This is a genomic window from Acetobacterium paludosum, from assembly GCF_008086595.1.
Lineage (GTDB): Bacteria > Bacillota > Clostridia > Eubacteriales > Eubacteriaceae > Acetobacterium > Acetobacterium paludosum.
In genome coordinates this window covers 104,069-126,344 of record NZ_RXYA01000007.1, presented here as the reverse complement: position 1 = coordinate 126,344, position 22,276 = coordinate 104,069, and the positions used below count along the sequence as shown (strand labels likewise).

The 22,276-nt window shown below is 35.2% G+C and carries 20 protein-coding genes; 4 read left to right on the top strand and 16 right to left on the bottom strand.

The window, feature by feature from the left end; all coding sequences use genetic code 11:
• Positions 1-919: 919 nt before the first annotated feature.
• The 6 genes from FZC41_RS09035 to FZC41_RS09010 form a co-directional block, all read right to left on the bottom strand.
• Positions 920-1,606: a TIGR03936 family radical SAM-associated protein gene (locus tag FZC41_RS09035; RefSeq protein WP_148567077.1), complete on the bottom strand. Its 687-nt coding sequence runs from the start codon at positions 1,604-1,606 to the stop codon at positions 920-922.
• The gene (locus FZC41_RS09030; protein ID WP_148567076.1) at positions 1,599-3,446 is read right to left on the bottom strand and encodes a TIGR03960 family B12-binding radical SAM protein; all 1,848 of its coding nucleotides are present in this window, start codon (positions 3,444-3,446) and stop codon (positions 1,599-1,601) included. The genes FZC41_RS09035 and FZC41_RS09030 overlap by 8 nt, the downstream gene beginning before the upstream one ends.
• A gap of 154 nt (positions 3,447-3,600) precedes the next feature.
• Complete coding sequence (locus FZC41_RS09025; RefSeq protein ID WP_243136683.1) at positions 3,601-4,032, bottom strand: EamA family transporter; 432 nt, start codon at positions 4,030-4,032, stop codon at positions 3,601-3,603.
• A gap of 41 nt (positions 4,033-4,073) precedes the next feature.
• Positions 4,074-4,787: a protein kinase family protein gene (locus FZC41_RS09020; protein WP_148567075.1), complete on the bottom strand. Its 714-nt coding sequence runs from the start codon at positions 4,785-4,787 to the stop codon at positions 4,074-4,076.
• On the bottom strand, positions 4,781-5,485 hold the full coding sequence (locus tag FZC41_RS09015; RefSeq protein WP_148567074.1) for an ABC transporter ATP-binding protein: 705 nt from the start codon (positions 5,483-5,485) through the stop codon (positions 4,781-4,783). The genes FZC41_RS09020 and FZC41_RS09015 overlap by 7 nt, the downstream gene beginning before the upstream one ends.
• A 275-nt stretch (positions 5,486-5,760) precedes the next feature.
• Positions 5,761-7,017, bottom strand: coding sequence for an MFS transporter (locus tag FZC41_RS09010; RefSeq protein WP_243136682.1), 1,257 nt, complete (start codon positions 7,015-7,017; stop codon positions 5,761-5,763).
• Positions 7,018-7,275: 258 nt separating this feature from the next.
• Between FZC41_RS09010 and FZC41_RS09005 the strand changes: the two genes are divergently transcribed.
• Both FZC41_RS09005 and FZC41_RS09000 read left to right on the top strand, forming a co-directional pair.
• The gene (locus FZC41_RS09005) at positions 7,276-8,172 is read left to right on the top strand and encodes a DUF445 domain-containing protein (protein WP_148567073.1); all 897 of its coding nucleotides are present in this window, start codon (positions 7,276-7,278) and stop codon (positions 8,170-8,172) included.
• 13 nt (positions 8,173-8,185) lie between these two features.
• Positions 8,186-9,226 (top strand): branched-chain amino acid aminotransferase, encoded by a 1,041-nt coding sequence (locus tag FZC41_RS09000; RefSeq protein ID WP_279235175.1) that lies wholly within the window; start codon positions 8,186-8,188, stop codon positions 9,224-9,226.
• Positions 9,227-9,393: 167 nt separating this feature from the next.
• On the opposite strand, the gene FZC41_RS08995 is transcribed toward FZC41_RS09000, so the two are convergent.
• The gene (locus FZC41_RS08995; RefSeq protein ID WP_148567071.1) at positions 9,394-9,975 is read right to left on the bottom strand and encodes a flavin reductase family protein; all 582 of its coding nucleotides are present in this window, start codon (positions 9,973-9,975) and stop codon (positions 9,394-9,396) included.
• Between the two features lie 154 nt (positions 9,976-10,129).
• On the opposite strand from FZC41_RS08995, the gene FZC41_RS08990 reads away from it, so the two are divergent.
• Positions 10,130-10,312 carry a hypothetical protein gene (locus FZC41_RS08990; protein WP_148567070.1) on the top strand — a complete coding sequence of 61 codons (183 nt, stop codon included), beginning with the start codon at positions 10,130-10,132 and terminating at the stop codon, positions 10,310-10,312.
• A gap of 276 nt (positions 10,313-10,588) precedes the next feature.
• On the opposite strand, the gene FZC41_RS08985 is transcribed toward FZC41_RS08990, so the two are convergent.
• The 9 genes from FZC41_RS08985 to FZC41_RS08945 form a co-directional block, all read right to left on the bottom strand.
• Entirely contained in the window at positions 10,589-11,419 is an 831-nt protein-coding gene (locus FZC41_RS08985) for an HD-GYP domain-containing protein (RefSeq protein WP_148567069.1), read from the bottom strand.
• A 17-nt stretch (positions 11,420-11,436) separates the two neighbouring features.
• Positions 11,437-11,838 (bottom strand): response regulator, encoded by a 402-nt coding sequence (locus FZC41_RS08980; protein WP_148567068.1) that lies wholly within the window; start codon positions 11,836-11,838, stop codon positions 11,437-11,439.
• A gap of 58 nt (positions 11,839-11,896) precedes the next feature.
• Complete coding sequence (locus FZC41_RS08975; RefSeq protein ID WP_148567067.1) at positions 11,897-14,959, bottom strand: PAS domain S-box protein; 3,063 nt, start codon at positions 14,957-14,959, stop codon at positions 11,897-11,899.
• 47 nt (positions 14,960-15,006) lie between these two features.
• Entirely contained in the window at positions 15,007-15,477 is a 471-nt protein-coding gene (locus FZC41_RS08970) for a chemotaxis protein CheD (protein WP_148567066.1), read from the bottom strand.
• 50 nt (positions 15,478-15,527) lie between these two features.
• A complete protein-coding gene (locus tag FZC41_RS08965; RefSeq protein ID WP_148567065.1) occupies positions 15,528-16,343 on the bottom strand; it encodes a CheR family methyltransferase in 816 nt (271 codons plus the stop codon).
• Between the two features lie 67 nt (positions 16,344-16,410).
• Positions 16,411-17,751, bottom strand: coding sequence for a HAMP domain-containing methyl-accepting chemotaxis protein (locus tag FZC41_RS08960; RefSeq protein WP_148567064.1), 1,341 nt, complete (start codon positions 17,749-17,751; stop codon positions 16,411-16,413).
• A gap of 48 nt (positions 17,752-17,799) precedes the next feature.
• Positions 17,800-18,312, bottom strand: a complete 513-nt coding sequence (locus FZC41_RS08955) for a chemotaxis protein CheW (protein ID WP_148567063.1) — start codon at positions 18,310-18,312, stop codon at positions 17,800-17,802.
• Between the two features lie 29 nt (positions 18,313-18,341).
• The gene (locus FZC41_RS08950; RefSeq protein WP_148567062.1) at positions 18,342-20,417 is read right to left on the bottom strand and encodes a chemotaxis protein CheA; all 2,076 of its coding nucleotides are present in this window, start codon (positions 20,415-20,417) and stop codon (positions 18,342-18,344) included.
• A 13-nt stretch (positions 20,418-20,430) separates the two neighbouring features.
• Complete coding sequence (locus FZC41_RS08945; RefSeq protein ID WP_148567061.1) at positions 20,431-21,027, bottom strand: TetR/AcrR family transcriptional regulator; 597 nt, start codon at positions 21,025-21,027, stop codon at positions 20,431-20,433.
• A 274-nt stretch (positions 21,028-21,301) separates the two neighbouring features.
• On the opposite strand from FZC41_RS08945, the gene FZC41_RS08940 reads away from it, so the two are divergent.
• On the top strand, positions 21,302-22,177 hold the full coding sequence (locus FZC41_RS08940; protein WP_148567060.1) for a LysR family transcriptional regulator: 876 nt from the start codon (positions 21,302-21,304) through the stop codon (positions 22,175-22,177).
• The last annotated feature ends 99 nt before the right edge of the window (positions 22,178-22,276 follow it).

Genomic DNA, 22,276 nt, shown 5'->3' with positions numbered 1-22,276 from the left:
AAAACATTAGTATTCAAAAGCCTTCTATCGTTACAATTTCAATCCAATCTTTTAAGAGCGTCAACTAACACAAAAAATGCTGAAGCTGATCCCACATTTTACTGCAGAATCAGCTTCAGTGTTCAATCTCAGATGTCATTTCTTTCGGACTCACCCCTTTCGATTTATCAAAAACCTTCTTTTCACTTTTCCAATGCAAATATCACTCTTAACTCCTCGGGTCTTCCTACTTTTTGTGAATCAGAGAATTTACACCTATTCGAACATTTTTCAAGATAATCCAGAAAGCCATTCTTTTGATTCGCAGAAACTGTTTTTCCAAACCCAGGTATTGGTTTTCTTCTAAACTTGGGAACTTATTCCGTTGATTCTGAAAATGGATTCTTTCGAATAAAAGAAGTTGTTTTTCTAAATCCAGTCATTTGCCTTCATTAGAAACTGATTTCTCTAATTCTAGGAAGTTATTCTTTTGAATTTCTAAAACTGTTTTTCTATATTCAGGTATTGTTTTTCTTCAAAATATAGGAACTTGTTTCTTTAATTCCAAGAACTCACTTCACCGATTCCAAGAACTTATTCTTCTAGATTCAAGAACTTGCTCTCATGATTCAGAGAAACTGATCTTGTGACCGTATTCTTTGAATCGCTCTCTCCTTTATTCATTTAAATCAGGTATTTCTAAAGTTTTACGAATTTCAGAAAAGATCTGTTCTTTGTTCAAATCTTTTCCCCGCTGGTTAGATAATCATCCGCTTGTCAGGAGGACTATCATCTAGTTAAGAGGCTATTTACTTTTCAATGATCGAGATCATTCAATTCAGAAAATGATAGAGCTGATCTTTGATTTAAAATAATTATAACATCATTTTAATAGAAGTAAATAGATAATGTGTAAACGGTTGTAACACTTTTGTAAAAGCTAAAAATCAGCTTTAAGAAGCAATTTATGGCGATGACATTCGATGGTTGGATCAATGATAAATATTGCTCCGTTTAGGTTATTGACGCTCTCTAAAACGAGTTCTGGTTTAACACATTGTTGTTCAATATAAACTAAGGTCATCTTCACATTGATTGGATCATTTTTATCATCTTCCTGATTAACTGAAATGGATTCAATAAAAGGACGAATATCTTTTTCCACCATCTTTCCTTTTTTATTTCTTTTTTGTATATTAATTACAGGAAGCTCAAGATAAGACTTAATGATTTGATTTGTGCGTTCAAAATTTATTTCGGGAACAAGTTTGACTTTTAAACTATAATAACTTTTTTCAAGCAATGAAGAAAGCGATGGCGTTCCTTCATCGCAAACTTTTGCACTAATAATTTCCAGACCATTTGGTAAAACCGCATTCATCCGTGTCATAAAGTCATTGCAGTCCAATTCACCGGTCACAATGACTTCTCCGTATTCCCAGTCACTGGTTAATCCTACCGACATGGCCAATGCAAATGACATTCTAGGATGAGGGTTGAAACCATGAGAATATTCGATATTTATATTTGCCCGGCGAAAAGCTCGCTGAAATAAGCGTTGTTGATCCAAATGTGATAAAAAACGCAAAGCTGTGGATCGTTTGAATCGATATTGTATTTTAGACATGACATTGCCATCCTTCTTTAAATTCCATAATTCCGCAATTCGAACATTTTTCCGGACAATACGGAGTGGTTAAAGCTTCCTGTGCTTTGATTGCTTCCGCTTTTAGAAATGATTTTTTTACTCCTGTATCGATAAAATCCCAAGGGAGTATCTCATCGTAACCGCGATTCCTAAGAGCATAAAAATCAGGGTCGATGCCAGTCTCGGCAAAAGCTTCAGTCCATTTTTCTATATCAAAATATTCTCCCCAACCATCAAATCTGCAGCCTTTTTCATGTGCCCTTTTCAGAACCTTTCCTAACCGTCGGTCGCCTCGAGCAAAAACAGCTTCTAAAAAACTAACGCCGCTGTCATGCCAGCTATATGAAATCTTTCGATCTTTAATCGAAGCTTTGAGATGACGTTGTTTGTTCTTAAATTCTTCCCGAGTGTTTTGTCCCATCCATTGAAAAGGAGTAAAAGCTTTGGGTACAAAAGAGGAAGCACTTAAAACTACTTTAAGACTTTTATTTCGTAGTTCTTTATCAATTTTCATATACTCATCAACAGTTTTTTGGCCTAAATCCGCAATTCCTTCAATATCTTCATAGGTTTCACCAGGTAAACCGATCATAAAATAGAGTTTCACATGTCCCCATCCTTTTTCAAAAGCTGTTCGCACTGTATCGAGAAGATTTTCTTCGGTAACTCCTTTATTGATGACGTCTCGCATACGTTGAGTTCCCGCCTCTGGAGCCAAGGTAAGTCCTGCTTTTCTTACTTTTTGTATTTCCTCCAGCATATCGATGCTCAGGGAATCAATGCGAAGGGATGGCAGGGAAATACTGACTTTCTGATCTTCATATTCTTCAACCAGATTTTTAATCAGGGTTTCTATTTCGCTGTAGTCACCAGTACTTAATGATGAAAGAGAGACTTCATCATATCCGGTGGCTTCAATTAAGGCTCTTATTTTACTTTGAATGGTTGGAACCGTTTTTTCCCGTGTTGGTCGGTAAATCATACCCGCTTGACAAAAACGACATCCTCGGCCACAGCCTCTAAATATCTCAAAGCTGACTCGATCATGAACCGTTTCAATATACGATACGACGATTTTTTCGGGGAAATAGGAAGAGTCCAAATCATCGATGAATTGTTTGTGAATTGTTTTTGGCGCTTCATCAACAATCGGCAAAAATGATACGATAACGCCAGTCGCTTCATCATAGCTGACTTTATATAAGGATGGGACATAAACGCCTTCAATTCCTGCCACTGTTTTTAAGAAGTCCGTCCGTTTTCCACTTGCTTTTTTCCATTGACGGTAAGCTTCCATGATTTTTAAAATAACTTCCTCCCCTTCGCCAATGACAAACAAATCAATAAAATCAGCCAATGGTTCCGGGTTATAGGCACAGGGACCTCCTGCAATGACAAAGGGATCCCCTTCTTTTCTGTCTGCTGCCGCAAGGGCGATATGACTCAGCTTTAGCATATTCAAAATATTGCTGAAGCTCATTTCATACTGGAGGGTAAATCCAACGAAATCATATTCATTCAAAGGCATCATCGATTCCAGACCATATAATGTCAAATCATTGTTTATTAACTGTTCTTCCATATCTACCCAGGGGGCGAAGACTCGTTCACACCAAATGTCTTTTTCCTCATTAAGGAGTCCGTATAGAATTTTCATCCCTAAATGGGACATTCCCACCTCGTAGGTATCAGGAAAAGCAAAAGCAAAACGAATCATATCTTTATTTGGAGTTTTATGAACTGAATTAACCTCATTTCCAAGATAAGTGATAGGTTTTGTAACAAGGGGCAAGATATTTTTTTCAATATAATTATTCATTCAATTCCTCATATATTATTTATTTTTAAATTAGACTTTCCAAATGAGGTCAGTCTTAGTATTTATGATACTTTTTTTGTATTCTCGTCATCAGTTTTAAAGCTCCCTGTATGCGCCTGACGTTTTTTTATTGTGAGATAATAATCGATTATTTTTATTGATTGATAAAAAACAGCCCCGCCATGCAGAGAATAATTCCTATCAATTGACTCATTGTGAGCACTTCTTTATAAAATAAAATTCCAATGGGAACAAGCAGGACCGCCAATGCAATGTTGGCAACAACAGAACAGATACTGACATTCCAGCCAACACGGTAGGCCGTGATATATCCGAATTCCAGAGCGACCACAGAAATACCGAGGATAACACTGGACCAATTTATTTTTTTGATTGCATCAGTGAAGTTTTCATCCAGTCCAGTGACGAACAATAAAATAAGTGTCACCAGAGCCGAGACAAGATAGGTTACTAATAATGATAAAAACGGATTCACCGTTTCAGGTATTGATTTTGCACAGATATTATAAAAAACGTTGGCGGCAACAATCAGAAAAACCGGTAAGTAAAATGTCAATTCTTTCAATGCTCAAAATCCCCTTAATTTATAATTTGCTGCTCATAGTTTTAATCAAGGCTAAATCTATCTACAAAATCTCGTTTTAGATCTTGTAGATTATCATAAGGTTGCTCGATGTGTAACAGGCGTTTAAAGATAATCTTTTCCTGGCTGTCTAAATTCAGATCATCGATGTAGAAGTCATGATGACTAAAAGTCATTTCCTGTGAGGATAAGGCCAAACGCATAAAAACATCCCCCATTCCCCAGAAATCTGGGTTGAAACGGCAGGATAAGCTTGACAGATCTCTGGCGGATCCAAAATCGATTAAAGAAAGTTTGCTATGGTCCCATAAAATATTTGAAGCCTTAATATCGCGATGACTTATTTTTAAAGAATACAAATATTCCATCACGTCCATGAGCTGTTTTATGATTGCGTATATTTCTTTTTTAGTAAAAAGGTAACCCCACTTTAATAAGTCTTCTAAACTATCACCCGGCATTCTTTCCATTATCAGACCATAGATACCATCGGTATCTATCACTCGAATCAGTTTTGGAATAGCCGTATGGTTGATGGATTTGAGGTATTTCCCTTCAAGCGCTAGTTTGTACTTGAAGCGTTTTACATCGTTTGAATTAAATATTTTAAAAACAAAAACTTTGTCGTTTTGCGAGATTAAATAACAGCTGCCGAATCGTCCCGATCCTAGAGTATCAGATAATCGATAATCAAAGAGAGAAAGCGCCCCCTTTATAGTGGCGGACACCTCTACCATTCAATTTCATCCACAGACATCGGATTTTCATTTAAATAGCTTTCTAGTACTTTGCCATTTTTCATAATGATTACCTTATCAGCCATGGGCGTAATGGCTTGGTTGTGTGTAATTAAGATCACTGTCATTTTTTCTTTCCGGCAGGTTTCCTGGAGCAGCTTTAAGATATTTTTACCTGTGTTATAATCCAGGGCGCCCGTTGGCTCATCGCAAAGAAGTAATTTTGGACGTTTGGCTAATGCTCTTGCGATAGCGACACGCTGCTGCTCGCCGCCGGAAAGCTGAGACGGAAAATTGCCTAACCGATCTTCAAGCCCGACACTTTTTAGAACTGTTTCTGCATCCATCGGATCATGGCAGATTTGAGTTGCCAGTTCAACATTCTCAACAGCTGTTAAATTTTGTACTAAATTATAAAATTGAAAAACAAATCCCGTGTCATAGCGCCGATAGGTGGCCAGTTCCCGACGCGTAAGGGTAGCAACATCTTTATCCCCCACCCAAACTTGACCTTCATCACAGCCATCCATTCCACCTAGAATATTAAGCACTGTTGTTTTCCCGGCCCCGCTGGGTCCAACTACAACAGCAAATTGTCCTTCTTCAATTGAGAAAGAGATGCCGTTAGCAGCATTAATAGTTACTTCTCCCATATGATAACGCTTATACACGTCTTTAAATTCAATAAAATGTTTCATAATATTAGTTTTACCTTATTCCTTTTAGTTCTTGCTTTGTGCATTTAATATAGTCTGTTATTGTAGAAAATTATAAATATTTGTCAATCGTTCTATAATATACATTTTATAATAACTCTATTTAGTATAGCTTTATAAAATTCATCCGTCAAGGCAAACCCTTGCTTCCGTTTGCGTTTAAAATAGCGTATTAAAAAAGAAAGGGAAACCTTTCTTTTTTAATACGCCAACTATCAATTGTAAATTTAAGCCAAATAAATTTTCATTATTATATTTTAGCAATCAACTGGTACTATTGCCTGCTTCATTTTTTCACTTTTTATTTTCAAAATATGATTGAGAATCAAGGCGATTCCTGCAAAAATCATAATTGCAACGAAATTCGTGCTGTAATTTCCACCAGATTTTTCCAAAAGGGTACTTGAAATCAATGGACCAAGCATCGCTGCCGGTATCAGTGAAAAATTTGTAATACTAAAATTAAGAGGGTAATTTTTCGAGCCAAAATTTGAATTAATCACCGCTGATGCCAGTGCTGGTGCTCCACCATAACAAACGCCAACAGATAAAAGACCAATAAAGATAAAGATAACATTTTGGAAGGTTGATCCAATTAATAAAGAAAGACCGGCAATCATTAAAAGGATATTATTGATCAACATGGATTTGTTGCGACCCATCTTATCAAATATAGTTCCAAATAACACACGACCTCCGCCATTAAACACAGAAACCAACAATCCCAGTTGAGCAGGTGCACCAAAGGCTAGGGCAATAGTTGCTGCACTTCCGATAATCAGTAAACCTGAGGCATTGACCATAATGACCCAAAAGAAAAACGACCAGAACACACCAGTTTTCAGCATATCCATAGCAGAATATTCTTTAGTCTGACTTTTTTCATCCCTGACTACTATTGTCTTCTTAGTAATAGCTACCGGTTTTTTCACGAAAAAAGAACCTATTGCCAGCACAACTGGCACCATCACAGCCAAATAGAAGAATGTATCCAGTACCCCAAAGCTGCCAATCATGCTATTGATCAGCGTTCCGAGAATCATGCCACCCAGACCAAATCCCATCAATAAAATACCTGATGCCATACCTGCTTTTTCTGAAAACCATGGTACTACTGCACTGATAATGGCATTATATCCCATACCAACACCCGTTCCACACAGTATCCCATAAAAAACATACAACATCATTAAACCCTGATCGGGTTGTGATACATCAATTTTTGAAACGCCAAAGAATCCAGCAAAAAGTAAACCTGCTGCAATTAATAGAATGTATTGGTTTTTAAGAATTTTGTTTAATTGTCCACTGGCAAATCCACCCAGACAAAAACAGATCATTGAAATGGTGAAATTAAGAGATAAGTCCGTTGCCGTCCATGATTCAAACACTTTATTTAACGGTGCCTTGAAAATTGACCATGCATATAATAATCCCAAAAACATTAACATAATCGTTCCTACGATTAAATATATCCATCTTTTTCTATTCTCGCTTTTCATCAGTATTTCCATCGTTTTAATAGCTGCCCCCCATATTTTTTTTACTAATTGTATCAGCTTGACGTATAATACACAAACATTATTTTACTTATAAAATGAATTTTTATGCAAAATGCAAAATTTTTCTAGGACTGGACAGTATCTTTCAAAAAGCTTACAATTAACAAGATGCTATCAATTAAGCAAGTAGCCAAGCGAATGTAAAAACTTGTTTCGCAACTTCCACCCTATAAATCATTGATCATTAAATATTACATTAGGAGGAATACTATGAATTTAAGTTTTCTTATTGGCCCGATTGTTGGTGCTATTATAGGACTTATTACTAACGGAATAGCTATTAGGATGCTATTTCGCCCATTAAAACCCGTTAATTTATTTGGAAAAACACTGCCTTTTACCCCGGGGATCATTCCTAAAGAAAAACCCAGGATTGCAAAATCTTTAGGAACCGTCGTTGCCAATGAACTGCTAAGTGAAGATGTGATTAGAACGGGCTTATTATCACCAGAAATGGATCAAAAAATCACAATCGCTTTAAACAGCGCTATTGAGAAAAAAAGCACCTGTGATCAAACGTTAAGAGAGGTGTTCTGCTCTTTTGTGGGAGAGGAGCAAGGGTTAAGTATAATGGATGAAGTCTCCCATAAAATTGTGGAAATTTCCTACGAAAGAATGAAAAAGCTTGAGTTGGGCACTTTGTTATCTGAGATTGCGGCAACAGAGATTGTCAATAATCTTCAAGGATCGATGTTTTCCATGCTTATAAATGAAGGCCTGATTAATTCAGCAAAACTAAAAATGTCAGAGATCATTGAGAAATTAATCATGGAAAAAGGGGAAGAAATATTAGACAACATTGTTCAAAAAGAAGGCAATAACCTGATGGATAAAACGGTTTCTGACCTATATATCCAATACGAAGACCGCATCTCTGAGTTTGTAGACTGGGTTATTAATACTTATCATCAATTGATTGAAAAAAATATTGGTGTATTGCTTCATGCTTTGGATTTATCCCAATTGGTTGAAAATCAGATCAACAGTTATGACGTAGTAACTTTTGAAAAGATGATTTTAGATATTATGTCAAAAGAATTAAAAGCCATTGTTTGGTTAGGGGGACTTTTGGGATTCGTGATGGGATTGCTTATGCTTTTAACATAAAATAAAAATAATAATTAAAGAGGAGTTTGAAATGAAAAAAAAAGTAGAAATTGATTGGAAAAATTTGGGATTCGATTATATGAAGACAGACCAGCGTTACTTGTCCTATTGGAAAGACGGAAACTGGGATGAAGGTGTATTGACTGAAGATAATGTGCTCCATCTTGGAGAAGCCTCCCCCTGTCTTCATTACGGGCAACAATGTTTCGAAGGTCTAAAGGCTTACCGAACTAAGAACGGTGACATTCAACTCTTTAGAGTCGATCAAAATGCTAAACGTCTGCAAGACTCCTGCAGACGACTTTTAATGCCTGAAATACCAGATGAAACTTTTATTAAAGCCTGCTTGGATGTGGTGAAAGCCAATGAAGCCTACCTACCACCTTATGGAAGCGGTGGTTCACTATACATTCGACCAATGGTGATCGGTGTTGGAAACAGTATTGCCGTTAAACCTGCAAGTGAATTTTTATTTACTGTTTTCTGCATGCCGGTTGGAGCTTATTTTAAGGGTGGCTTGACGCCGGTCAACTTTATGGTTTCCGCTTATGATCGTGCCGCATGCTATGGAACAGGACAGCAAAAAGTCGGCGGAAATTATGCAGCCTCTTTAATTGCCCATGAAATCGCAGTTGAAAAAGGATTTGCCGATTGTATTTACTTGGATCCGACGACTCATACAAAAATCGAAGAGGTTGGCGCCGCTAATTTTTTCGGCATTACAAAGAACAATTGCTTTGTAACACCTAAGTCCTTGTCTATACTCCCAAGTATTACAAAATATTCACTATTATATTTGGCCGAAAATGTATTAGGGCTAAAGACTTCGGAAAAAGATGTTTATATTGATGAATTGGATGAATTCTCAGAAGCCGGTGCCTGTGGTACTGCGGCGGTGATTACCCCTATTGGCGGGATTGAATATAAAAACAAGCTTCATGTGTTTTTCAGCGAGACCGAGGTTGGACCGATAACCACGAAGTTATATGACACATTGACTGCTATTCAACTTGGCGATATCGAAGGACCGGAGGGTTGGATAACCAAGCTTTAAACCATTGGGTTAAGCTCCACTAGTCGATTAACTTATGAGATAACAGATTTGAATAATTATTTGATGTAAAAAAACAGTTGTATTATTTTCGGTTACCGTCACAGATGATACACTCTTAAAAAATAAAATGACAACCGTTACGAACACCAAAACAAATACTGGATTTTTCATTTATTACCTCTTTTTTTCTTCTTTTTTCTGACTGTATAACCAAAAGTTCCATATTTCGTTCCCAGACCAAAGTACTCTCCATGAACGTATGCAAGAAGCTCTGCTTTATCCAAATGTAATTTGCCATTGGTGTCAATCAAAGTTTCTTGCACATGTACCGCTAAAATTTCAGATATAAACAAATCGTGGGTTCCAAGAGAAATGATTTCTTTAACTCTGCATTCCATACTCAACGGGCTATCAGCCAACATAGGCGATTTTACTGAATCACCGGGGTTTAGTTCCAGTCCCATGAGCTCTATTTTATTCACATCACGACCGGATCGCACTCCACAGAAATCAACGGCTTTCACTAAATCAACGGTGGATAGGTTAATGGTAAATTCTCTTGTTTCTGAAATGATTTCATGGGATAAGCGGCTTGGTCTCAAAGAAATATACGTCATAGGCGGTTTTGTGTTAAGAACCCCTACCCACCCGACGGTTAAAACATTAATTGTTTCATCTTCACCACAGGTTACTAATACAGGTGGTACCGGAGCCAACAAAGCACTACCAGGCCATTTTATTTTACTCATTGATCAAATTTCTCCCTTTTTTAAGACTATAACGTATATTATATCAGCTTGCACTATAAAAAAGAAGAAATTCAATTAATACGCAGTTTTGTCTTGCAATTTCTAATGAACATAGCTAATATATATATAGCATAACAGTATGAACAGGAGAAATATGAAAACAGAATTATTATTTTTAGTAAAGCGTCTATGTGATCTTGAAGAAGAATTTATAGACCTTACTGAAGAAGAAAAAGAAATCGTTGTTACAACAGCGGAAGGCATGACAGGGAATCTTTTGTATTTGTTTGAAGCCCTTGAAGATTATTGTATTTACGGCTTTGACGATGAAGATTAACATATTATAAAAAAGCTCTAATTAATGCGTTTATCGGAGCAACAAATTAATGAGGCAGCAAAATAGAAACAACCGTTTTTATTTTCAGTGTGGTAGCATTTGAGATGAACATCTTTAGCTTAGTATTATTACCGTTTCAAAAATAATATGATAAAGAATACTCCGTATAGAAAGGAGCTCCTTCAAATAAGTTGCTCTTTTTTTAAGAGGATTATATGCAATTTTTAATTGCTATAAGCGCTGGTTTAATGTTTCTAAATGCCGGTCTTGCGAGAGTCAAAATGGTATTGATTTACAATTAAACTGACCGCCTTGCTTTGTCATTGAAACGCTTTTGAAATCGTAGAGCGGAATATTATCCAAAAAAAACATTAATACCTGATTATCCAGAGTCTTTCTTCCCTCATTGCTGAGAAATTCAATAGCTTCGATAGGTTTAGCCCCTTTTTTATAAACTCGGTCAGTTGTCATTGCGTCATAAACATCTGCTACAGCAATTATTTTAGGCAGAACCCCGACATAATCTGATGCCGCATTAAGGGGATATCCGCTAGCATCGATTCTTTCATGATGAAACAAAACAGCTCGTTTAACTTCTAGATTAACTTCACTGAATTCATTTAGTAAAAAATAACCATAAAGAGGATGCTTTTGTATCACCTCATATTCCTCAATGGTTAAACGACCTTTCTTATTTAAAATTTCAGCCGGTATGTATATTTTCCCAATATCATGTAATAGTCCAGCTTGCGTTGCATTAATAATTTCATGATCAGACAGCCCCATCCAGATTGCAATAAACATAGAATAAAAGGCAGTATTGATGCTGTGTGTGAAAGTATATTCGTCCATTTTTTTTATTTTGTCAAGAGCATTTATGATTATTTGATTTTCATCAATACTTTCATACATATGAGCAAGATATTCTGTAACACGGGAATATGTGTAATCCTTTTGAAATATAATATTACTTAAATTTTTTTTTAATTCCAGCAGCATTTCCCTTGAAAGCTCATCTGTTACTATTTCACTTAGATCACATATAGGTTCAGTCACTATGCGACGATCATCAATAATACCACCTATTATTCTTGTTTTTTCAAGCATGACATTTGCACCTCTAATTAATCATTTTTCGTTATACCTAATTTGCTCATAACTTCAATTAATTTATCTGTATCAATAGGTTTTGCTGCATATGCTTCACAACCCAGTTCAAATGCCTGGTGCACATAATCAGTATCGGCCAAAGCGGTTATGATTATGATTCTAGCCCTGTTTTCCGGTAATATATTGCGCTGCTTTTCAAAATCCCTGATCGCTTTTAATACCTTCACACCATCAATTTTTGGCATCATAATATCAAGACAAATTAAATCGTAGGACTCTTTTTCCTTTTCAGCTATCAAATAGGCATCTAATGCTTCCATACCATCGACAACAACGTCACATTCTCCGTATTTTGATAAGAATTTTGATAAGAATTTTCTGCTTATCATATCATCTTCAACAATCAATATTTTCATTTCACTACAATTCCTTTCAAATAAAACGACTTATCAATTTTTGATAAGTTCTCATTCCTTAATCTATTTTCAATTCTAAAGCTGTCTTTTTAAACACTTCAAAAATCGGCCAGATTTTTGAAGCTTTTTTAACTGCTTCCTCAAAATCACCCCGTCTTGCATCCAATTCAATCTTGAAGGCTATTGTCTTCAAATCTTCAACATCCAGTTCATTTGCCAGACACTTAATTTTATTAGCCTGTTTTTCAAAGAATGCAAATTCACCATTGGCAACATTAACGTTTAGCATATCAATTGCATCGGACAACGCCATAATTTTTACTGATTCATAAGTTACCTCTTGTTTTATTTCCTTTTCTGAAAATACAATTTCTCCATTTGCATTAATCGAAACACCTATATTATTAATATTATTTTCTTTTTTCTTCAGAGCCTTTTCAATTGCACAGACTAATTCTTCTATTTTTATTGGTTTAGCAATATATTCATCCATACCTTGTTTTATAAATCTCTCCCGGTCTCCGTGAAGAGCATAGGCTGTTACAGCAAGAATAGGCGTTTTTTGATCTGTTTCTCTGATTCTCTTCGTTGCTTCAATTCCATCCATTTCCGGCATTTGAATATCCATTAAAATAACATCATATGCATTTTTTCCTGCCATTTCAACCGCTTCAAATCCGTTGTTTGCAATATCTACTGAATATCCGCATTCTTTCAGCATACGAGCGGTGACGATTTGGTTGACTTTATCATCTTCAGTTAGCAGGATTCGGTAATCTTTGTCAATTTGATAGACCTCGCGATTTTTTTCAGATTCTTCTTGCGGTGGTTTACCAACATCAAATGACAAGGCAATGCTGAACTTGCTGCCAACACCCTCTTTGCTGTCTACCCATATTTCGCCATTCATAATCTCAACAAGTTGTTTGGTAATAGCCAGACCTAACCCAGTTCCGCCAAACTTTCTGGTAAAGGAGCCATCAACTTGTTTGAAGCTCTCAAAGATTTTTTTTAAGTCACAATCGGATATCCCGATCCCAGTATCTTCAACTTCAAAGAGCACTTTAACATGATTGCCTTCGGTTGATATTTTTTTTGTTTTAATCCAAATTTCGCCGTGTTCAGTAAATTTAATTGCATTGCTGATGAGATTGTTGAGTATCTGCTGAATTCTATGAGAATCCCCAATAAGGTATTGGGGAACAGTCGCCGAAAATGCATAATTTAATTCGATACCCTTTCCAAATGCATGAGGCAATTGAGCTTTGATTGTATGCTCAATCAGGGCTTTTATATCAAAATCAGTTTTTTGTATCACCATTTTTCCGGCTTCCATTTTTGAAAAATCTAAAATATCATTAATAACATTAAGCAAGGCATTTACACAGGTTTTAACAATGATAATATTTTCCTGATGATCCGGGGTCAAATTTGAGAGTCGCATTAAATCAACCATTCCGACAATGCCATTTAATGGCGTTCTGATTTCATGACTCATGTTTGCCAAAAACTCACTCTTAGATTTGTTGGCAATTTCCGCGTCTACTTTTGCTTGTTTTAAATCTTTCTCAAATTTAACGTTATCAGAAATATCCCGTACAATCGTAATAATCGTCTTTTTTCCATTAATATCACATAGCGTACAGAAAACTTCCACTGGCAATAATATTCCTACTTTTGTTGAAGCCGATGCTCTAAATGATACATGACCTTCTTCATTCAACTTATGAAAATAACTCTCCATGCTAAGCTCCAAATCAACATAATTGATTATCGATTTTTCTGATGATAAATATTCATCGTAGTGATAACCAAACATTTCAGTAGCTGTTTCATTGGCTTCAATTATTTTGCTGTTGATACCCTGGTCAGTGAATTTCTGTACAAATTTAGCATCCACAGAATTATTGAATATTTTACGAAACTTTTCCTCATTGTCTTGCAGTGCTTTTTCAGAATTTTTCCGTTCGGACATGTCTCTTACAATACTTAGAACGACTCTTTTTCCGTTAATTAAGGTGCCTGTAAAGGTGACTTCAACCGGTATCAATGTTCCATCTTTTTTTTTGTTTAATGCTTCGAAAATAATTGCCTTATGATTGCTATTTTCCATTTGTTCAATGACTAATTCTTTTTCCCCGGCTCTTAAATCAAAAACGGTCAATTTCTCCAGTTCTTTTTTGCTGTAACCATATAGTCTCGTGGCTGATTTGTTCGCTCCGATGATTTTACCGCTGCTTTTCTCAATAAACAATATAACTTCATCAACTTTTTCTGAAAGCATTTTATAACGGGTCAAATTTTCTTCAGTAATTTTTCGGTCGGTAATATCAATGCCAAGGCCGGTATAACAGACATTAATTCCATCTATTTCATATTTGGGACTGTAAATAGCATGTATCCACCGATATTGCCCGCTTTTATGAAGTATTCTGTATTCAATTTCAAAAGCGCTTCTATTAACTAATGCAACATCCAGTAATCTTAAATAGTGATTTCTATCTTCAGGATGAATCAGATCAAGCCATTGATTACTATTGCATTCTTGAACATCTTTTCCGGTAAACAGGAACCAGCTGCGGTTGGAATAAATAATATTTCCCTTTATATCCATTTTCCAGATCATGGAAGGAAAATCTTCAAACATCTGAAAATAATAATCTCTGGATTCTTCTATTGAGATTTCCTTGTTTTTTTGATCAGTTATATCTTCAAAAGTAATCACCACATTTTTAGAATTATCCTGAGCCATAAGTGAAATATTTATTTTAAACCAATAATCGTTTTGAATGTAACCGGAAAGAAGACTCTTATTGAATTCAAGCTTAACTGATTTTTCTTCTAAATCGAACACCTTTTTTATTTCACTTATTAGTTTACACTGATCACATTCTGCACTAAAACCGCATTTTTTTTTATTCAAAACACAAATTTTGCACTGAAAGGCATCTCCAAATCGTTTTCCAAGAATATCTATCCTTGATGCCTTGAGAAAATCCAATAATGCGTTGTTCACCTTGGTAATCATTTGGTTTTCATCCAGAACAAGAACTCCAACGGAAATGGCATTAAACTCTTGTGTAAAACATTCCTCATTATCCACCGGCATCTTCTTTAACATTGAAAACCTCCTATACCTTAATTAATGTTCACTGACAGTTTTAATTCTTAGATAATAATATTTTGATGCCAAATATTGATTTCCCCAGTAGCAACATCCAGTTCAACTGTTCTGCTGACATTCCCGCCCGTTTCAGAAAAATGAATTTTTAAGTTTAATTCATTTAAAATTTTATTTGTCATTTCGATGTTCCTTCTTCCAACATAAAATGCATCACTCTTCATGATGGAGTTAGCGCCGCCAAATATATTTATGATTAACTCGCCTTTACTGCATCCGTATTCTTGACACATTCTTTTTATGAAAAACGGAATTCCGGTTGAAGCATAGAAGCAGCGTCTGGCATCAATCTCTTCAATGCTTGAAGGGTTTGGTAAAGCTATATGGATCAGGCCTCCCACTCTTCGCACGGCAGAGTATGCGGTAATACCCACGCAGGAAGCTAAGGCGAATGTTTTGATGGTATCGTTAATATCATTTGAAATAGTCATTTCTCCAATGCCAATAATTCTATTCATTTTATCACCTTTTTATTTGCGGTTGCAATGATTAATATTGTTCTCATATGCTAAGGTTTTCTGTATATGGCCGGTAAAATATATTCGAACTTTGTCTGTTCACGATTTAAAGATTCAGCATGTCCAATAAATAAAGTTCCTCCCGGCTCCATATATTCGTAAAATTTATTGACCAATTCCATTTTAGTTTTATTATCAAAATAGATCATAACATTTCTGCAGAATATGACATGGAACTTTTTCTTAAAAGGGAAGCTGCTGTTCATGAGATTCAATTTTCTGAAAATAATTTCATCCTTCAATCGTTCAATAATCGCATCATTTTTGCTGTCAAATTTTTTAAAATAATTCATTCTAAAGTCAATTGGTAAAGAAACCACCTGTTCTTTGGAATACTGTCCTTTTTTTGCTTTTATAAGAATATCTTCTGAAATGTCTGTTGCCAATACTTTTGTATTCCAAGTCGCTCTTTCCAGATTAAAATACTTATCAATGATCATTGCCAACGTATAGGGTTCTTCCCCAGAAGAACAACCGGCACTCCATATTCGTAAATCATGATCACTTACCGTATTTTTAAGATATGGTAAAACCTTATCTTGAAAATATTTGAAATGATCAGACTCTCTCATGAAGTAAGTATAATTGGTCGTTATTTTATTAACCAGTGTGTTCACTATTCTTCCTGATTTGTCGGTTTTCAATAAATCGAAGAACTCTGAGAAATTTCCGCAATTATTTTCAAAAAGAACATTGTGAAGCCGTCCTGTCACCAAGTTTTTCTTTTCATCATTTAAATGAATACCATAGTTACTTTTTATATATCCGGCTAATTCCTTAAATTCATTTTCTGTAATTGAAACCATATCATATTCCTCAAAACCTGATTTAAGTCTATTCAACTATATAGATGAATATAAAATAAATATGATTTTAGTACTTTCCAAATTCGTTGTCGTTTAAAAAAATATGCGTTGGATTGTTGATCGTTTCATCTGTCTGAAAACTCGGCTGAATTAAACGGTTATTCCTATTAGAGTTGTTGTTTTCATTTAAATCTCTGAGCATTTGTTCAAGTTCCAACTTTGACTTATCGGTACTACTATAAGAATAATTTGTTGCTTTTTTGAGCTTAAACCGTTCTGCCTGTTCACGTAATAATTCAGCCTGACTTGATAATTCTTCACTGGCTGCAGCGCTTTCTTCTGAAGTAGCCGAATTCATTTGAACCACTTCTGAGACTTGCATAATTCCTTGATTAATTTGGGAAATTCCAATCGCCTGTTCATTAGAAGCCGTTGCAATATTTCCGACAATATCCGATACTTTGGTTATATCGTCCACAATCTTATTTAGTGATGTCGCTGTTTTTGTTGCAATTTTTGTCCCCACATCTACTTTTTTAATGGATCCTTCAATCATTGCGGTTGTTTCTTTAGCTGCATCTGCTGAACGGGCTGCCAAGTTTCTAACTTCTTCAGCAACGACGGCAAAGCCTTTTCCATGCTGTCGTGCTCTGGCTGCTTCAACTGCTGCATTTAGCGCAAGTATATTCGTTTGGAAAGCAATTTCCTCAATTACTTTAATAATTTTGGAAATATTTGTTGAAGATTCATTTATTTCTTCCATTGATTTTAGCATCGCATTCATTTCAATATTTCCTTGAACCGCTTCTTCCTTCGTACGTTCCGCAAGTTCATTGGCTTCAACAGCATTATCCGCATTAAGTTTTGTATGAGATGAAATTTCTTCAATTGAGGCCGTCAATTGTTCAATGGAACTCGCTTGTTCGGTTGCTCCCTGAGAGAGACCCATACTCGAATCCGCAATCTGTTTTGATCCTGCAGCCACCTGTATCGCAGCAGAATCGATGCTTGTCATAATATCGTTAATGTGATCGGTCATTTTTTGAAATGCTCTTTCTAACGCGCCAATCTCATCATTTGAAGTGATATGGATATCAACATCCAAATCGCCGTCAGCAATTTTTTCGGCGGATGCAACGAGTAAATTTAATGGTTGACTAATTGTCTTGGCTACCATTGAACCAATAATTAGTGCTAATGCTATGCCTAGAATCATGATGACAATCATAATAATGAAGTAAAAATTAAAATTCACTGTATTGTCAGCTGATACCATATTTCCGACTCGGGCATTAATTGTATACATGCTATAAATGCCAAATAGACCAACCACTCCGGTCATTGCTGCAAAAAGCAGGAAGCATGCAAACAGTTTCTCTTTTAACTTTAAATTTTTAAAATATCTCATTTTTAATTTCCTCCAATAAATTTTTATTTGGTCCATATAAAATCATATTTACATGTCAATCCTTTGTTGTTCCAAGTCTTGAATTTCATCATTATTTAGTAATTTATTGCAGTCCAGAAGCAACTTGACTTCATTTGAAATGACACCAATTCCTCTGATATATTTTCTACCGTATCCTTCATTTATATCTGGAGGCGGTACAATTTCCTCAGTCTGGATGGTAACAACCTCTAAAACGGCATCAACAATGATACCGACTGAAATATCTTGAATTTCTACAACAATAATACATGTTTTTTCATCATATTCTCTAAATGGTTTTTTGAATTTCAATCTTATATCAATAACGGGTATAATTTGCCCCCGAAGACTGACAATTCCTCTAACATATTCTGGCAATTCTGGAACTTCCGTTATTTTTTGGATGCCGAGTATCTCAGTGACATAAATAATTTCCAAACCATAAGATTCATCACCCACTGTAAATGTTAAAAACTTTCCTTCGTCGATATCTTCATCATCTTCAAATTCGTCTTCAAATTCTTCAATCACATTTGACATTTCACTGTCTCCTTATATCAAATTTACATTTAGTTGATCATTCTGCTTTTTGAGCTTAATCCGTTGACATCAAGAATTAAGCTGATATTGCCATCTCCCAATAGTGTGCATCCTGCCAGTCCGTTAATCTTTTTCATACTGCTGATGTATTTAGGCAAGTTCTTTACAACAACCTCCTGTTCTCCCATAAGTTCGTCTGCAAAGATACAGAATGTCTGACTCTCGCCTTCCAGCATGATGAGAATGCCTTCTTCAATATTGTTTGCACCGGTTTTAATTTTAAAACATTCATGCAATCGCAGGATCGGATAGCACTGACCTCGAATCATGATCATTTCGTGGTTGTTTGGATCTTTAAAGATTTCATTTGCTTTTGGTATAAAGGTTTCCTTAATTGCCATTATGGGAAGGGTGTAACAGGATTGACCCACCCGGATATTCATACCCTCAATAATAGCCAGAGTCAGTGGTATCTTAAGTGTAATGGTTGTGCCTTTTCCTTCAATGCTTTCAACCAGGATATTACCTCCGATACTCTCAATATTCTTAGCGACCACATCCATCCCGACGCCTCTGCCGGAGAACTCAGTTACCAATTCTTTGGTGGAAAATCCCGGAAGAAAAATCAGATTAAATATATCCTGGTCACTCATCGCTTCCAGTTCTTCACCAACCAATCCATTTTCCATTGCTTTTTTCATGATTCCTTCTTTATTTAAGCCTTTCCCATCATCTTTGATAATGATTAAAACTTCACCCCCAGCATTTTTCGCCTCCAAAGTAATGGTTCCTGTTTTTTGTTTTCCCTGTAAAAAGCGTATCTCCGGGGCTTCAATTCCATGATCAGCGGAATTTCGCACAAGATGCATGAGTGGATCGCTTATTTGTTCAATGATATTTTTATCAACTTCAGTATCTTCACCCTGAATATTCAGAGCAATATCTTTATTCAGTTTTTTACTGATATCCCTAACGATTCTGTTCATTTTAATGAAAGTAGGCCCCAGCGGAACCATTCTGATAGACATTACCATATCCTGGAGTTCATCGGTGATTTTTTTTAACTGTCTTGCAGATTTATTAAAATTATTCAGAACCAGGCCTTTAAGATCAGGATTCTGTGTAACCATAGATTCAGAAATAACCATTTCACCAACCAAATTCATTAGCCGGTCCAGCTTTTCAACACTGACTGATATCATACTTTGACTCTGATGACTATTGGTAGACTGAATTTCATTTTCCGATACCGATTTAGCTTCTTTTATTTGGGGAATTTTTATTTCATTTTCATCTAATAAAATCTTATTCCCGGCGTTCTCATTTTCTGCAACATTATCGAATTCTTGAAGATCCACATTTTCTATAAACGCCATCGTTTTGAAGAAAGTTTGAAGTTTTTCCTCAGACTCATCCGTTTTAATAAAGATAATAAAACCGTCTTTTTTTATAATCTCGACACTATCGACATCATTGATGACATCCTCGGGAATGCTCTTGATTTCATCAGTTATATCTTTCAAGTTGTGAATAACCGTAAAAGCACGAATGTTTTCCATTCCGCAATCCTCATCAAAAGTTACTATGACTTTATAGGTCTTCTTGTCAATCGATTTTGATAATCGGTTTGAAGTGATATAATACTGTTCTTTCACTGGTTCATCGTTTGTTTTTGCTGAATCGGTTAAATTGTTCACTTCTTTCAAAATCGATAAATGTTCTTTAATTTTTCCAATTATGATTTGGGGATCACCATCAGCTTTATCCCCATTTTTTATTTTTCCCATTTCCAGTTTCATGAAATCTATGCTTTCAAGAACAAGATCAGAAAGCATGATCATATCAATGTTCTGTGGCTTATCTTCCCTGATAAAATAAAATAGATCTTCTGTGGTATGCGATAATATTGAAATATTGTTAAAAAGCATCATCGCAGCTGAGCTTTTGATGGTATGCATAATTCTAAATATTTCATTGATCGTATCTGTTGGATAAGTTTCCAATGTTTCTGTTTCAAGAACAGATTGTTCCACTTGTTCCAGTTGCTGAGAAGTTTCGAATATAAATACTTCCAGCATTGGATCATTTACATATTGTGATGCCAAAGTAATCACCTCCTCAAGTCGTTTTTTCTATAAATGCATTTAATATCACATCAATCATTTCTAAAGATTTGTTTTTAATTGAAAAATTAAATTTAGTCATTCGCCATTTCAAACAAAGCTCACTACTAGCGCCTGATAGAATATCTCCGAGCAACTGAGCATCGACGCTTGACCGAATGGTTCCATTTTTTTGAGCTTCTTTTAATGTCTCAAAAATAAAGCTGGATCGTTTATTGATAATACCACTTACTTTTTCATATAATTCTATATCACACATTAAGCTATCATAGGATTGTATGATTACCGTTATTTCAGGGTAGTTTTCATAATATTCAGCGTAAGCGTTAAAAAAATATTTGATTGTTTCCAAAGAAGAAAGCTTATTTCTCTTGCATGTTTCCATTATGGCGTCATCAAATTGACTAAATTGATCAATAACTGCTAATATAAGTTCGGTTTTGTTTTTAAAATGTCTAAAGAGCGTCCCTTCCGATACGCCTTCACGTTTTGCTATCAATTTTGTTGACAAATTTTGGAGGCCGACTTCATTTAATGTTTCGATTGTAGATACAATAATACTTTCTCTTCTTTTTATCAATGATTTTTCCATAGCTTTCTCCTACCGGAGTGAATACTTACTCCTATTGAAACAATTATACTCTGATGTGCTTAATTGTCAACTTTTTTATTGGTATATTATAAATTCCATAAGAAAATTCAAGTTTATTAAAACAGCTCAAACCAGCAAAACATACCGGGGTGGAAAACCATTTGCGAAATGTTTGCGCTTCTACAATTTATTCTGTATCTTTTTTATCAATTTATTAAAAACAATTGCAAATTTATGATATCATTAATATAAATAATTTAACCTGAGGTGACTTATGAGATTAGCATACTTAAATACATTTGTTAAAGTAATACAACTTCAAAGTATTTCAAATGCTGCGGAAGAATTATATCTGACTCAACCAGCTGTTACGAAACAGATAAAAACCTTAGAAGAGTATTATGGTGTGGTATTAACACAAAGACAAGATAATAAAACAATACCGACTCGAGAAGGTAAAAAGCTATATTGCTGTGCGTTAAATATATTAACCGAAAACCATGAGCTACTGCGTGAATTTAAAAATGAAATCAACAACTCTTCTGGTCATATAGACTTGATTTCCAGCAATTATCCTGCTCATTATATTTTACCGGAACTACTTAATGAACATTCAAGCTTTTGTGAACATATTACTTACAGTATAAAATCTACTCATAGTCAGGATGTTTATTATAATGTAAAGAATGGTATCTATAATTTTGGCTTTGTAGGAATCAAGAAAGACATTCCAAATATCGAAAGTTTGGAAATCGCCACTTCCAATATGGTATTGGTAGGCGTTAAGAAAAAATATAGTTTTCTGATTAATCACCCGGAAAAAATCAAAGATCAAAACTTTGTGTTAAGAACTAAAGGATCCGCTACATTACAAGAGGTAAAGAAACACCTGAACCTATTAAAAATGGAGCGTATTAATACTTTTATGGAATGTGATAGTAATGAGATGGTAAAAGAACTCATTCTTTCAGGAACAGGCATTGGTTATTTTTTTGAAAATGTATTAAAGGATCACCTTGAAAATAATACTTTGATTATCCTTGATGACAAGAAAATAATACGGCATTTTTATTTTATTTACAACACTCAACGGTACAAGTCTATTCCTGAAACGTCTTTTTACGACTATGTAGTCAATAAATATTCCTGATACAGTAGTAAATTAAGCTCCGTTTTTAGCCGAGGATGTCTTCTCTGCTTTTTTCTTATTCTTTTTCGTCACTTCACCGCAACTATTTGTCATCTTACT

Coding starts and splice junctions, on each gene's coding strand:
- FZC41_RS09005 (WP_148567073.1), top strand. CDS start 7,276: ATGAATTTAAGTTTTCTTATTGGCCCGATTGTTGGTGCTATTATAGGA.
- FZC41_RS09020 (WP_148567075.1), bottom strand. CDS start 4,787: ATGGTAGAGGTGTCCGCCACTATAAAGGGGGCGCTTTCTCTCTTTGAT.
- FZC41_RS09015 (WP_148567074.1), bottom strand. CDS start 5,485: ATGAAACATTTTATTGAATTTAAAGACGTGTATAAGCGTTATCATATG.
- FZC41_RS08940 (WP_148567060.1), top strand. CDS start 21,302: ATGAGATTAGCATACTTAAATACATTTGTTAAAGTAATACAACTTCAA.
- FZC41_RS09030 (WP_148567076.1), bottom strand. CDS start 3,446: ATGAATAATTATATTGAAAAAAATATCTTGCCCCTTGTTACAAAACCT.
- FZC41_RS08990 (WP_148567070.1), top strand. CDS start 10,130: ATGAAAACAGAATTATTATTTTTAGTAAAGCGTCTATGTGATCTTGAA.
- FZC41_RS08965 (WP_148567065.1), bottom strand. CDS start 16,343: ATGGTTTCAATTACAGAAAATGAATTTAAGGAATTAGCCGGATATATA.
- FZC41_RS09010 (WP_243136682.1), bottom strand. CDS start 7,017: ATGGAAATACTGATGAAAAGCGAGAATAGAAAAAGATGGATATATTTA.
- FZC41_RS08960 (WP_148567064.1), bottom strand. CDS start 17,751: ATGAGATATTTTAAAAATTTAAAGTTAAAAGAGAAACTGTTTGCATGC.
- FZC41_RS08970 (WP_148567066.1), bottom strand. CDS start 15,477: ATGAATAGAATTATTGGCATTGGAGAAATGACTATTTCAAATGATATT.
- FZC41_RS09035 (WP_148567077.1), bottom strand. CDS start 1,606: ATGTCTAAAATACAATATCGATTCAAACGATCCACAGCTTTGCGTTTT.
- FZC41_RS08945 (WP_148567061.1), bottom strand. CDS start 21,027: ATGGAAAAATCATTGATAAAAAGAAGAGAAAGTATTATTGTATCTACA.
- FZC41_RS08980 (WP_148567068.1), bottom strand. CDS start 11,838: ATGAAAATATTGATTGTTGAAGATGATATGATAAGCAGAAAATTCTTA.
- FZC41_RS08975 (WP_148567067.1), bottom strand. CDS start 14,959: ATGTTAAAGAAGATGCCGGTGGATAATGAGGAATGTTTTACACAAGAG.
- FZC41_RS08995 (WP_148567071.1), bottom strand. CDS start 9,975: ATGAGTAAAATAAAATGGCCTGGTAGTGCTTTGTTGGCTCCGGTACCA.
- FZC41_RS08955 (WP_148567063.1), bottom strand. CDS start 18,312: ATGTCAAATGTGATTGAAGAATTTGAAGACGAATTTGAAGATGATGAA.
- FZC41_RS08985 (WP_148567069.1), bottom strand. CDS start 11,419: ATGCTTGAAAAAACAAGAATAATAGGTGGTATTATTGATGATCGTCGC.